Source organism: Amycolatopsis sp. NPDC001319 (genome assembly GCF_042896185.1).
GTDB lineage: Bacteria > Actinomycetota > Actinomycetes > Mycobacteriales > Pseudonocardiaceae > Amycolatopsis.
On sequence record NZ_JBIAWY010000014.1, the window covers coordinates 100,876 to 112,883 of the forward strand.

Sequence of the window (12,008 nt, forward strand, 5' to 3'; positions counted from 1 at the left end):
AAGGACCCGACATGCAAGCCATCACCGCACAGAACCAGAACGCGGGCATCGCCGGCCTCAAGCTCGCCGAGGTGCCCCACCCGCACGCCGCCGAGAACGACGTCATCGTGCGCGTCCACGCCGCCGGCTTCACCCCGGGCGAGCTCGACTGGCCCGGCACCTGGACCGACCGCGCCGGGCGCGACCGCACGCCGAGCGTGCCCGGGCACGAGCTGTCCGGCGTCGTCGCCGAGCTCGGGTACGGCACCACCGGCCTGAGCGTCGGGCAGCGCGTGTTCGGCCTCACCGACTGGCTGCGCGACGGGGCCCTCGCCGAGTACACCGCCGTCGAGGCCCGCAACCTCGCGCCGCTCGCCGCGGACATCGACCACACCGTGGCCGCGGCGCTGCCGATCTCGGGGCTCACGGCGTGGCAGGCGCTGTTCGACCACGCTTCGCTGTCCGCCGGCCAGACCGTGCTGATCCACGGCGCCGCCGGCGGTGTCGGGTCCATCGCCGTGCAGCTCGCCCACGAGGCGGGCGCCCAGGTGATCGGCACCGGCCGCCCCGCCGACCGCGACTTCGTGCTCGGCCTCGGCGCGCACTCCTTTGTGGACACCGCCTCCTTCGAGTCGGCCGGCCCGGCCGACGTCATCCTCGACGTCATCGGCGGCGAGGTCCTCGAGCGCTCGACGAAGCTGCTGCGCCCCGGCGGCACCGTCGTCACCATCGCCGCCCCGCCCGAGGTCCAGCCGGCCGACGGGCGCGCCGTCTTCTTCGTGGTGGAACCGGACCGCCTGCGCCTGGCGGACCTCGCCCAGCGCGTCCGCGACGGACGGCTCAAGCCGATCGTCAGCACCGTACGCCCGCTTGCCGAGACGGCGGACGCCTTCGCGCGCCGCCAGCGGACTCCGGGCAAGACGATCATCCAGGTGGCGGAGTGATCCGCCCGCGGGTCGCCGGCGGCCTCCTGCTCACCGCGGTGGCGGTCGCCGGCTGCTCGTCCGCCACGCAGTCCCCGCCGGCCGCTCCTGTTTCGGCTCCGGCTTCTGTTTCCGCTCCGGCCCCGGTCTCGGCTTCCGGTCATCCGGCCGAGACCCTCACCCCGCTCCTCGCCCAGGCCCTCCCGAACATCCCGGGGAAGACGTTCACCTCGTCGATCGTCACCTTCCCCCCGTCCGCCAGCGCGGCCCCGCACCGCCACGGCGACGCCTTCGTCTACGCCTACGTACTCGAGGGCACCATCCGCAGCCAGCTCGAAGGCCAGCCCGCCCGCACCTACCACCAGGGCGACAACTGGACCGAACAGCCCGGCGCGCACCACGTGTCCACGGACAACGTCAGCGCGACCGAACCGGCGAAACTGCTGGTGGTGTTCGTGGCGACGACCGGAGAACAGCTGAAAGTCGACGACCCGCACGGCTGACCGCTGTGAACCCGGTCCGGCTCGACAACCTCACCGCTTCGCGAGCCCTGATCAAGAAGTGGTGAGGTTGTCCAGCATCAGCGACAGCGTGAACTCGAACCGCTCGTGACCCACACCCGACGTCAGCTCGGCCGCGTGCCGGCGGGTGTGCGGGAACCGCTCGGCCGGCAGCGCACCCAGCCGCTCGACCAGATCCTCCCGGCTGAGCACCCAGGCGTCGTCCGGGTTCTTCTGGCGTTGGTGGACCAGTGAGCGTTCCCAGGCGTACGCGGTGACGTACAGCGTGAGTGAGTCCAGGGCCCACGCGGCGGTCTGTGCGGGGACGCCGCCGGCGAGCAGGAGGCCCAGGATGCCTTCGCTGACGCGCAGGGTCTCCGGATGGGTGGGGACGAGGGCGAGCGCCGCGCGGGACACACCGGGGTACTGGAGGTAGCGGTCGCGCAGCTGGGCGTAGACGTCGTGGATCTGCTGCCGCCACCGCGCGGGGTCCGGCTCGGGCAGCGAGATCTCCGAGCAGAGCCGGCCGATGAGCAGGTCGTCGAGGTCGGTTTTCGTGGTGATGTGGGCGTAGAGCGACGACGGCCCGGTGCCCAGCACGGCCGTGACGCGGCGGATGGTCAGCGCGTCGTAGCCCTCGGTGGCGACGACCTGCAGGGCCGCGTCCGTGATCCGCTCGGCGGTGATGGGCGGTTTGCGGGAAGCGGCAGACGCGGAGCGCTGAGCACGGCGGGAAGCGGCGGGCATGACCACCACCCTACCTTGACACGAACTAAGTTCGTCGTTTAGAACTTTGTTCGTGACTACTGAACTTAGTTCGTCAGCCGGGTCGGCAACGGCCTCGCTACCCGTCCGCCGAGCCTGGCTGATGCTGGTCGTCGTGGTCGTCGCGGAGCTGATGGATCTCGTCGACACGAGCGTCGCCAACCTGGCCGGGCCGTCGATCCGCGCCGATCTCGGCGGCGGGCCGATGACGCTGCAGTGGGTGCTCTCGGCCTACACCGCGGCGTTCGCGCTCGGCCTGATCACCTCGGGCCGCCTCGGTGACCTGCTCGGCCGCCGCCGGTTGTTCCTGCTGGGCATGGCCGGCTTCACCGTCGCGTCGCTGGCCTGTGGATTCGCGCCCGGTGCCGGGTTCCTCATCGCCGCCCGGGTGGTCCAGGGCCTGTTCGGCTCGGTGATGATCCCGCAGGGCCTGGCGCTGGTGAAGATCGTCTTCCCGCCCGAGCACCTGCGCAAGGCGCTGATGCCGTTCGGCCCGATCATGGGCCTGGCCACCGTCGCCGGCCCCGTGCTGACCGGCTGGCTGCTGCACCTGGACCTGTTCGGCGGTGAGTGGCGCTCGATCTTCCTGGTCAACGTCCCGTTCGGCGTTCTCGCCGGCGCGCTCGCCTGGTGGGTCCTCCCCCGCCACAGCGGCGAAGACCGCACCGCGCGCCTGGACGTGCGTGGCGTCGGCCTGCTCACCGCCGGTTCGGCGCTGCTGATCGTGCCGCTCATCCAGGGCCGTGACCTCGGCTGGCCCGCGTGGACCTACGTGATGATCGCCGCCGGCCTGGTGGCCTTCGGGCTGTTCGTGGTGTCCGAACGCCGCAGCGCGCACCCGGTCATCGCGCCGTCGTTGTTCCGCAGGCGCAGCTTCGTGGTGGGTCTGCTGATCGTCGGCGGGTTCTACGCCGCGCTGAGCGCGTTCGTCCTGGTGCTCAACCTGCTGCTGCAGTCCGGCTTGGGCTGGTCACCGTTGCGGACCGGTTTCGCGCTGATCCCGTGGGCCGTCGGCACCGCGGTCGCCACACTGCTGTCGGGCGCCGTGCTCGCCGCGAAGCTCGGGCGAGCGAACCTCCACGCGGGACTGGCCATCGCGATCGTCGGCCTGCTCGGTCTCCGGTGGTCGATCGCCCACTGGGGCGCGGGCATCACCGGGTGGCAGCTGGCCCCGGCACTGCTCGTGACCGGACTCGGTTCCGGGCTGCTGTTCGTGCCGCTGTTCGACTTCGTCCTCGGCGACGCGACCACCGAAGAGGTCGGCACCGGCGCCGGAGTGCTCAACGCGGCCCAGCAGTTCGCCGGCGCCCTCGGCGTCGCCGCGCTCGGCACCGTGTTCTTCGCCCGCGTCGGGCCGCCGTCGGCCGCGTCGTACCTGTCTGCCGCCGAGCTGGTGTTCGGCCTCTGCGCCGGTGTCTACGTGCTGGTGCTGCTGCTGGTCCGGTTCCTGCCGAAGCACGCGCAGCAGTGAAGCTCAGTCGCCCAGGCCGTAGCGGCGGATGCGCTTGTACAAGGTGCCGCGCGCCATCCCGAGCCGGTGCGCCGCCGCGGTCTTGTTGCCGCGGCAGGCGACGAGGACCTCACGGATGATCTCGGCTTCCGCGTTCTGGAGCGGATTTTCGTGCTCCGACACCGAAACCGCGCTGAAAATCAGGACACAGCCGTCCTCGAAGCGGCCCGGGGTGACGGGGCGGACGGTGGCGACGCGGCCGTCGCCCAGCGGCAGGTGCGTGGCCGAGGGGCCGGCTTCGCGGAGCATCGCCCACATCGTCGCACGGTCGGGTAGGGTCACGGCGGGACCGCCGTCGCTGATCATGATCTCGCCGTCGAGCGTGATCACGGTGGTGCCGGGCAGGGAGCGGAACGTCATGTGCGCGTCGACGAGCCGGCGCTGCCGGGGCGTGGCCGCGTCCCGCAACGCCGAACGCAGGCGCTCGGCGAACGCGACGACGGCGGCCATCACGAAGCGGTTGGTGTGCTCGGCGCGGCAGCACACGTTGACCGAACCGAGCAGCAGCCGCGTGGTCGGGTCGACGATCGGCGCGGTCGCGCACGTGTAGGGGTGCCAGGCCTGCTTGTAGTGCTCGGCCCCGACCACCATCGACGCGGACCGCACCGCCATCGACAGCCCGACCCCGCAGGTGCCGACGCCGTCCTCGACGTAGCGGTGCCCGGGCTCGACCTCCACCTGCTGCAGGTCGCGCCGCAACGCGGGATCGGACTCCCAGCGCCAGGTCAGCGTGCCGCGCGGGTCGACCAGCGCGACCGACGCGGCGTCGCCCACGAGCAGATCCGCCGTGCCGGGGATGACGCGGCTGCCGACCGCGACGAGCAGGGTTTCGGGGTCGAACTCGGCGGGCGCGAGGTCGAGCCGCTCGGGATCGACGCCCGACTGCCGCGACCGGACCCACGACTCCTCGATCTCCGGGCGCGCCGCCCCGCGGCGATCGGCCTCGAGGAACTGCTGCCAGACGTCCGAGGCGGGCACGGGCGGCTCCTCTCCTGGCTTCGTCGCCGGGAAACCCGAGTGTGCAGCACCGGTGGAGCGCGCTGCCAGCCCCCGAACGGGCGGGGTGTTCATCTTTTGAACGGTTCCGCCGCGAGCCCGGTGTGGCGCGCCGCACCGGCGTTACCGTCGATCACCCGGCCGGCGAAGTCAAGGAGGACTCATGCGTTTCGGCGTCTTCATGGCCCCGTTCCACGCCTCACCGATCAAGAGCCCGGTGGCGGCTTTGGCTCGCGACATCGAGACGATCAAGCTGCTCGACCGGCTGGGCTACGACGAGGCGTGGATCGGCGAGCACCACTCCTGCGGCGTCGAGCTCATCGCGAGCCCGGAGATCTTCATCGCCCACGTCGCGGCGCAGACGAAGACGATCAAGCTCGGCACCGGCGTGCTCTCGCTGCCCTACCACAACCCGTTGTGGGTGGCCGACCGCGCGATCCTGCTCGACCACCTCACGCGCGGCCGGTTCATGCTCGGCCTCGGCCCGGGCTCGCTGCCGACCGACGCGTCCATGATCGGGCTCGACCCCCTCAGCCAGCGCGGCGCGCTGGAGGAGGACACCGACGTGCTGATGCAGCTGCTCAACGGCGCCGAACCCGTCACGGTCAAGACCGAGCGCTACCAGCTGCGCGACGCGCTGTGCCAGCTGCGGCCCTTCACCCAGGGCGGGCTGGAGGTCGGCGTCGCCGCGATCGCGTCGCCGTCGGGGCCGCGCATCGCCGGCAAGCACGGCCTCAGCCTCCTGTCGATCGGCGCGACCCTGACCGGCGACCTCGACCTGCTGGCCCAGCACTGGGACGTCGCCGAGGAACGCGCCACGCAGTTCGGCACCACGATGAACCGCGACGGCTGGCGGCTCGTCGGGCCGATGCACCTGGCCGAGACGAAGGAACAGGCCTACGCCGAGGTCGAGCACGGCCTCGACGACTGGTGCAACTACCTGCAGCACGTCGCCGCCGTCCCCCACTTCGAACCCGGCGGCGCGACCTTCACCGAGCGCGTCGACTGGATCAACGCCAGCGGCATCGGCGTGATCGGCACCCCGGACGACGCGATCCGCCAGATCGGCACCCTCGAAGCGCAGTCGAAGGGCGGCTTCGGCTCGTACCTGATGATGGCGCACGAGTGGGCGACGCCGGCCGCCACGGCGCGGCACTACGAGCTGTTCGCCGAAGCCGTCGCCCCGCACTTCCAGCAGCGCCTCGACCGCCTCGCCGCGACCGAGGCGCAGGCGAAGAAGCTGCGAGCCGAGCTGCACAGCCGGCAGGGCCAGGCCCTGGAGGAGGCGAAGGCCCGGCACGAGGCGGAGAAGTCGGCTTGATCTCGGGCGCGGGCCCGGCGGCACCGGTTCTGGCTCGGGTGCCGACGTGGGCCTTTCCCCTGCCTCAGGCCGGCATCGCGCGTGCAGGACGTGCGGCCGGCCGCGATCGTTTTGCCGAAAACGAAGCGACAGCCCGCCCACCGGGTGAATACCTTCGGGCGCATGGACACCACGTCTCTCACCTGGCGGCCGCTCACCCGCGATGACGCCCAGGCGGCGGCCGATCTGCTCAACACGATGGAGACCGTCGACCGGATCGGCGAGAACTACACCGCGCAGGACACCCTCCAAGAGCTGGTCGACCCGTACGCGGATCTGGCGCGCGCGAGCCTCGCGGCCTTTGACGGCGACGTGATGGTCGGGTACATGAAGATCCGCTACAAGCGGCACGCGGCAGAGGTCCACCGCGTGGTCCTCGACGGCGGTGTGCACCCGGGCCACCGGCGCCGCGGAATCGGCGCCGCGCTCGTCGAAGCCGGAGTGGCGGCGGCGAAAACGCTGCACGCGCTGCACCACCCGGCGCTGCGGCTCGCGATCGACGTCCACAAGTCCGGCCACATCGACGGCCTGGCCGAAGTCCTGGCCCCGCGGGGCTTCGCGCCCGTCCGGTACTTCCAGCGCATGGAGCGCCGGCTCGGTACCGCGCTCCCCGAACCGGCGATCCCCGGCGGGCTGCGGATCGAGCCGTGGTCCGAGGACAGCGACGAGGACTTCCGCGTGACCCGCAACAAGGCGTACGCGGACCACTGGAACCCGGCTCCGTCGCCCGCGGACAACTGGCGGAACAAGATCGCCAACCACACCCTGCGGCCCGAGGCCAGTTTCCTGCTCCGCGACCCGGCGAACGGCACCGCGGCGGGCATGCTCGTGGCCAACCACTGGAAAGCCGACGCGGCGGTCACCGGCGTCCGCGGCGTGCATTTCATGGCCATCGGGACGATCCCCGCCTACCGCAACCAGGGCGTCGCCACCGCGCTGCTCGGACACGCGCTGCGGGCGGCCGCCGAGCACGGCTTCGATCGGGCCGACGCGGACGTGGACTCGGCGAGCCCCGAGGGCGTGTCCGGGATCTTCGCGAGAGCGGGGTTCACGGCCAAGCGGCCCTACGTCCGCTGGGCGCTCGAGATCTGACGCGGGGGGCAAGCTCACCTCCCGCAGATGAGGCCGTCCGGGACCCGCCCCCAGATGCTCGCCTTGAGGGACGCAGAACGGAGGCAGACTCATGACGATCGGACCCATCCAGCTCGTCGTACTGGGATTTCCGGACCCGGACTTCCACGGCGCGGTCATCGCGGAGCTCGAACGGCTGAGGGAGAGCGGCACCGTCAACGTGGTCGACGCGCTGGCCGTGCACAAGGATTCCGACGGCGGGATCGAGGTCGCCCACCTGAGCAACATCAGTGACGAAGAAGCCGTCGAGCTCGGCAGCAAGGTCGGCGCGCTGATCGGGCTCGGGATCGACGGCGAGGAAGGCATGGAGGCCGGCGCCCTCGCGGGTGCCGAGGAGGCCGCGGAAGGCATCGACGTGTTCTCCGACGAAGACGCCTGGGACGTGTTGTCGGAGATCCCGGACGGCTCGGCCGCCGCCCTCGTGCTGCTGGAACACCGCTGGGCCATCCCCTTGCGCGACGCCATCGCCGAGGCGGGCGGGTTCCGCATCTCCGACGGCTTCATCAGCCCGCTCGACCTCGTCGCCATCGGCCTGGTCAGCGCGGAGGAAGCGAAGCAGCTGCACGCCTTCGAAACAGCCACCCCCAGCCGCACCTGAGACAGGAGGCAGACCATGTTCGGATCCCGCAGGATCGCCCGCCGCACCTCGCGGCGCACCGCCCGGCGCGTTTCGCGGCGCCGGCGCTGAACCCAGCGGGCCGCGTCGACCCGGAGTGCCCGCACGGGCTCGACCCCGGCCGAGCTCGACGGCCGTCACGGCGGTGTCCGAAGTGGACACCGCCCGGAGTGCCGCGATCGTCGCGTCGGCGCGACCCGGCCCCTACACTCGACCGATGCCGGACAACGACCGTCCCGCGTGCGTCGAGGACGTGCACGAGCTCGCGCTCGCGATGCCGCACGTCAAGATCTGGCCGGGCTCGGAAGGCAAGCCCGTGTACCAGGTCGGCGGCAAGTCGTTCGTCTTCTTCCGCAACCCGCGCCCGGACGCCTTCGACCCGGACACGGGTGAGCGCCACCCCGACGTGATCGTCTTCTGGGTCCCGTCGGACGCCGACAAAGAAGCGCTCGTGCAGGACGAGGCCACGCCGTTTTTCACCACCCCGCACTTCCGCGGCCACCTTTCGGTGCTGGCGCGGGCGTGCCGCCTCGGCGAACTCAGCCGGGGCGAGCTGGCGGAGGTGGTGCAGGAGGCGTGGCTCTCGCGCGCCTCCACCCGCCGCGCGGCCGCGTGGCTCGCTGAACACCCACCCCCGGCCGGGTGATCACCGGAGGCCGGGGAGACCCAGTCGTGACCCAGCCGAGTCTTGACCGGGTGACTGTTATCGCTAACACTATGCGCCGGAAAGAGTGACGCGGACCACCCGGACGAGGAAGGCGGTGACGAAGTGTCAGCAGGAGCGGCCGGCGACCGGCAGGCGAGCCTCACGGACGTGGCCGGCCTCGCGGGTGTCTCCCACATGACCGTCTCCCGGGTCATCAACGGCACGGGCCCGGTCCGCCCCGAGACCCGGGCGCGGGTCATGGCCGCGGTGGAGGAGCTGGGTTACCGGCCCAACTCCGCGGCCCGCGCGCTCGTCACGGGCCGGTCCGGCACGCTCGGCGTCGTCGCGCTCGAGTCCAATCTGTACGGACCCGCGAGCACCCTGCACGGCATCGAGAACGCCGCCCGGGAAGCCGGTTACGCCATCACGATCTCGAGCGTGAGCCGCCCGGGCCGGTCGTCCATCGCGGACGCGGTGGAGATCCTGCGCCGCCAGGCGGTGGAGGGGATCGTCGTGATCGCCCCGCACGTCACGGCCGGGCAGGCGCTGGCGGGGGTGCCCTCGGCGGTCCCGGTCGTCGCCGTCGGCGGCGGCGAAGGCGCGCCGGTTCCGGTGATCTCCGTGGACCAGTACGACGGGGCCCGCCGCGCCACCGAGCACCTGCTCGCGCTCGGGCACCGCACGGTGTGGCACATCGCCGGGCCGGAGGACTGGCTGGAGGCGCTCGAACGCGAACGCGGCTGGCGCGAGACGCTGGAGCGCCACGGCGCCGAGGTGCCACCCGTCGTCCGCGGCGACTGGAGCCCGGCTTCGGGCTACGCCGCCGGGCGGGCGCTGGCCAAGAAAGTGCCCGGCGGGCTGGACGCGGTGTTCGCCGCCAACGACCAGATGGCGCTGGGGCTGCTGCGCGCGTTCACCGAGGCCGGCATCGGCGTGCCGGCGGACGTGCACGTGGCCGGCTTCGACGACGTCCCCGAGGCGGCGTACTTCACGCCGCCACTGACCACGGTGCGCCAGGACTTCATCGAAGTCGGCCGGCGCACGTTCGGGCTGCTGACCGAGCGGATGGGCGGCGGCGACCAGCACGTGCGCCACCTGGTCGAGCCCGAGCTGATCGTCCGGGAGAGCACCGGACCACGCTGAGCGCGGTCCCCACCGAAGGAGAACCCCGTGTCCCCGCACTCTCCGAATGTTAACGCTAACATCCACGAGCCTCTCGTGGTCGGCGTCGACTTCGGCACGCTCTCGGGCCGCGCCGTCGTGGTGCGGGTCTCCGACGGCGCCGAGCTGGGCACCGCCGTGCACGAGTACCCGCACGGCGTCGTCGACCGGGCGCTGCCCGCGACCGGCGAGCCGCTGCCGCCGGACTGGGCGTTGCAGGTCCCCTCGGACTACGTCGAGGTGCTGCGCACCGCCGTTCCCGCCGCCCTGCGCGACGCCGGCGCCGACCCCGCCGACGTCGTGGGTCTCGGCACCGACTTCACTGCGTGCACGGTGGTTCCGACCACTGTGGACGGAACGCCGCTGTGCGAGCTGCCGGAGTTCGAGCGCGAGCCACACGCGTACGTGAAGCTGTGGCGCCATCACGCCGCCCAGCCGCAGGCCGACCGGATCACCGAGCTCGCACGGGCCCGCGACGAGAAGTGGCTGCCCCGCTACGGCGGACGGATCTCGTCGGAATGGGAGTTCGCCAAGGCGCTGCAGGTGTGCGAGGAGGCACCGGCCGTCTACGCGGCGACGGCGCACTGGGTCGAGCTGGCCGACTGGATCGTCTGGCGGCTCACCGGCCACTACGTCCGCAACGCCTGCACCGCCGGGTACAAGGGCATCCTGCAGGACGGCGAGTACCCGAGCGCCGATTTCCTGCGCGAGCTGAACCCCGGCTTCGCGGACTTCGTGGCCGACAAGCTCGACCGGGCGCTCGGGCGCCTCGGCGACCGCGCCGGCTCGCTCACGGCCGAAGCGGCCGCGTGGACCGGGCTGCCGGAAGGCATCGCCGTCGCGGTCGGCAACGTCGACGCGCACGTGACCGCGCCCGCCGCGCAGGCCGTCGAACCCGGCCGGATGGTCGCGATCATGGGCACCTCGACGTGTCACGTGCTCAACGCCGAGGAGCTGCGCGAGGTCCCCGGCATGTGCGGGGTCGTCGACGGCGGGATCGTGCCCGGGCTGTGGGGGTACGAGGCCGGGCAGAGCGGGGTCGGCGGCATCTTCGCCTGGTTCGCCGAGCACGGCGTGCCGCCCGGCTACCACGAGGACGCGCGACGAGCGGGCGTCTCGCTCCACGAGCACCTCACGACCTTGGCCGCCGGCCAGGAAATCGGCGCCCACGGGCTGGTCGCGCTCGACTGGCACAGCGGCAACCGCTCCGTGCTGGTGGACCACGAGCTGTCCGGCGTCGTCGTCGGCCAGACGCTGGCCACCCGCGCCGAGGACACCTACCGGGCGCTGCTGGAGGCCACCGCGTTCGGCACCCGCACCATCGTCGAAGCCTTCCGGGACTCGGGGGTGCCGGTCACCGAGCTGGTCGTGGCGGGCGGACTCGTCCGCAACGCCTTCCTGATGCAGCTCTACGCCGACGTGGTGAACCTGCCCCTGTCGGTGATCGGGTCCGCGCAGGGACCGGCGCTCGGCTCGGCCCTCCACGCCGCGGTGGCGGCCGGCGCCCACCCGGACATCGCCGCGGCTGCCCGCGCGATGGGCTCGGTCCACCGGGACGTGTACCGGCCGGTGCCGGCCCACGTCCGCGCCTACGACGAGCTCTACGCCGACTACCGCGAGCTGCACGACCACTTCGGCCGCGGCGGCAGCGACGTGCTCCACCGCCTCGCAGCCCGCCGCCACGCCGCCGCCCCCGGCCGGAAAGGACAGTCCTGACATGTCGCTGACCGACGAACTGCTCGGCACCGTCGCCGAACTGCGCCAGACGGTGGCCGATCTGCACGGCGAGCTGACCCGCAACGAGCTGGTCGCGTGGACCGCGGGCAACGTCTCGGCGCGGGTGCCCGGGCGCGAGCTGATGGTGATCAAGCCGTCCGGGGTGTCCTACGACGAGCTGTCCGCCGACACCATGGTCGTCACCGACCTGCACGGGCGGCTGCGCGACGGCGATCTCGCGCCCTCGTCCGACACGGCCGCCCACGCCTACGTGTACCGGCACCTGCCCGAGGTCGGCGGGGTCGTGCACACGCACTCCACCTATGCCACGGCGTGGGCCGCGCGCGGCGAGCCGATCCCGTGCGTGCTCACGATGATCGCCGACGAGTTCGGCGGGGAGATCCCGGTCGGGCCGTTCGCGCTGATCGGCGACGACTCCATCGGCCGCGGCATCGTCGAGACGCTGCGGGCCAGCCGCTCCCCCGCCGTGCTCATGCGCAACCACGGCCCGTTCACCGTCGGGCGCACCGCCCGCGACGCGGTGAAGGCGGCGGTGCTGGTGGAGGACGTGGCCCGGACCGTCCACAAGGCCTTCGAGCTCGGCGCGCCCGCGCCGCTGCCGCCCGAGGACGTCGACCGCCTCTACGCGCGCTACCAGAACGTCTACGGCCAGCGCTGAGCCCGGCCGTCGCACCCGACGAGGAG

At 72.3% G+C, this 12,008-nt stretch carries 12 protein-coding genes; 10 read left to right on the top strand and 2 right to left on the bottom strand.

Annotated elements, in window-relative coordinates; genetic code table 11:
• The first annotated feature begins 11 nt into the window (after nucleotides 1-11).
• Nucleotides 12-923, top strand: a complete 912-nt coding sequence (locus ACFY1H_RS39880; protein WP_366578638.1) for an NADP-dependent oxidoreductase — start codon at nucleotides 12-14, stop codon at nucleotides 921-923.
• Nucleotides 920-1,405: a cupin domain-containing protein gene (locus ACFY1H_RS39885; RefSeq protein ID WP_386955323.1), complete on the top strand. Its 486-nt coding sequence runs from the start codon at nucleotides 920-922 to the stop codon at nucleotides 1,403-1,405. Before ACFY1H_RS39880 ends, ACFY1H_RS39885 begins: the two co-directional genes overlap by 4 nt.
• A 51-nt stretch (nucleotides 1,406-1,456) precedes the next feature.
• Here ACFY1H_RS39885 and ACFY1H_RS39890 read toward each other — a convergent pair whose 3' ends face one another.
• Nucleotides 1,457-2,149, bottom strand: coding sequence for a TetR/AcrR family transcriptional regulator (locus tag ACFY1H_RS39890; RefSeq protein ID WP_366578634.1), 693 nt, complete (start codon nucleotides 2,147-2,149; stop codon nucleotides 1,457-1,459).
• A 121-nt stretch (nucleotides 2,150-2,270) separates the two neighbouring features.
• Here ACFY1H_RS39890 and ACFY1H_RS39895 point away from each other — a divergent pair, with 121 nt between their 5' ends.
• Entirely contained in the window at nucleotides 2,271-3,638 is a 1,368-nt protein-coding gene (locus tag ACFY1H_RS39895) for an MFS transporter (protein ID WP_386955325.1), read from the top strand.
• Between the two features lie 3 nt (nucleotides 3,639-3,641).
• Here the strand turns inward: ACFY1H_RS39895 and ACFY1H_RS39900 are convergent, their stop codons facing one another.
• Entirely contained in the window at nucleotides 3,642-4,655 is a 1,014-nt protein-coding gene (locus ACFY1H_RS39900; RefSeq protein ID WP_386955327.1) for a helix-turn-helix domain-containing protein, read from the bottom strand.
• 181 nt (nucleotides 4,656-4,836) lie between these two features.
• On the opposite strand from ACFY1H_RS39900, the gene ACFY1H_RS39905 reads away from it, so the two are divergent.
• The 7 genes from ACFY1H_RS39905 to ACFY1H_RS39935 all read left to right on the top strand — a co-directional run bounded on the left by ACFY1H_RS39905 (nucleotide 4,837) and on the right by ACFY1H_RS39935 (nucleotide 11,982).
• The gene (locus tag ACFY1H_RS39905) at nucleotides 4,837-5,994 is read left to right on the top strand and encodes an LLM class flavin-dependent oxidoreductase (RefSeq protein ID WP_386955329.1); all 1,158 of its coding nucleotides are present in this window, start codon (nucleotides 4,837-4,839) and stop codon (nucleotides 5,992-5,994) included.
• Nucleotides 5,995-6,156: 162 nt separating this feature from the next.
• Entirely contained in the window at nucleotides 6,157-7,125 is a 969-nt protein-coding gene (locus ACFY1H_RS39910) for a GNAT family N-acetyltransferase (protein ID WP_386955331.1), read from the top strand.
• A gap of 91 nt (nucleotides 7,126-7,216) precedes the next feature.
• A complete protein-coding gene (locus ACFY1H_RS39915) occupies nucleotides 7,217-7,762 on the top strand; it encodes a hypothetical protein (protein ID WP_366578625.1) in 546 nt (181 codons plus the stop codon).
• Between the two features lie 235 nt (nucleotides 7,763-7,997).
• Nucleotides 7,998-8,426, top strand: coding sequence for an MmcQ/YjbR family DNA-binding protein (locus ACFY1H_RS39920; protein ID WP_386955333.1), 429 nt, complete (start codon nucleotides 7,998-8,000; stop codon nucleotides 8,424-8,426).
• Between the two features lie 123 nt (nucleotides 8,427-8,549).
• A complete protein-coding gene (locus ACFY1H_RS39925) occupies nucleotides 8,550-9,569 on the top strand; it encodes a LacI family DNA-binding transcriptional regulator (protein WP_386955335.1) in 1,020 nt (339 codons plus the stop codon).
• A 60-nt stretch (nucleotides 9,570-9,629) separates the two neighbouring features.
• A complete protein-coding gene (gene araB / locus ACFY1H_RS39930) occupies nucleotides 9,630-11,303 on the top strand; it encodes a ribulokinase (protein WP_386955505.1) in 1,674 nt (557 codons plus the stop codon).
• Nucleotide 11,304: 1 nt separating this feature from the next.
• Nucleotides 11,305-11,982, top strand: coding sequence for an L-ribulose-5-phosphate 4-epimerase (locus ACFY1H_RS39935; protein ID WP_366578621.1), 678 nt, complete (start codon nucleotides 11,305-11,307; stop codon nucleotides 11,980-11,982).
• Nucleotides 11,983-12,008: the final 26 nt, after the last annotated feature.

What these genes read in the sequence shown, in the direction of transcription:
- ACFY1H_RS39880 (WP_366578638.1), top strand. Translation starts at nt 12, where the DNA reads ATGCAAGCCATCACCGCACAGAACCAGAACGCGGGCATCGCCGGCCTC.
- ACFY1H_RS39920 (WP_386955333.1), top strand. Translation starts at nt 7,998, where the DNA reads ATGCCGGACAACGACCGTCCCGCGTGCGTCGAGGACGTGCACGAGCTC.
- ACFY1H_RS39895 (WP_386955325.1), top strand. Translation starts at nt 2,271, where the DNA reads ATGCTGGTCGTCGTGGTCGTCGCGGAGCTGATGGATCTCGTCGACACG.
- ACFY1H_RS39915 (WP_366578625.1), top strand. Translation starts at nt 7,217, where the DNA reads ATGACGATCGGACCCATCCAGCTCGTCGTACTGGGATTTCCGGACCCG.
- ACFY1H_RS39935 (WP_366578621.1), top strand. Translation starts at nt 11,305, where the DNA reads ATGTCGCTGACCGACGAACTGCTCGGCACCGTCGCCGAACTGCGCCAG.
- ACFY1H_RS39910 (WP_386955331.1), top strand. Translation starts at nt 6,157, where the DNA reads ATGGACACCACGTCTCTCACCTGGCGGCCGCTCACCCGCGATGACGCC.
- ACFY1H_RS39890 (WP_366578634.1), bottom strand. Translation starts at nt 2,149, where the DNA reads ATGCCCGCCGCTTCCCGCCGTGCTCAGCGCTCCGCGTCTGCCGCTTCC.
- ACFY1H_RS39905 (WP_386955329.1), top strand. Translation starts at nt 4,837, where the DNA reads ATGCGTTTCGGCGTCTTCATGGCCCCGTTCCACGCCTCACCGATCAAG.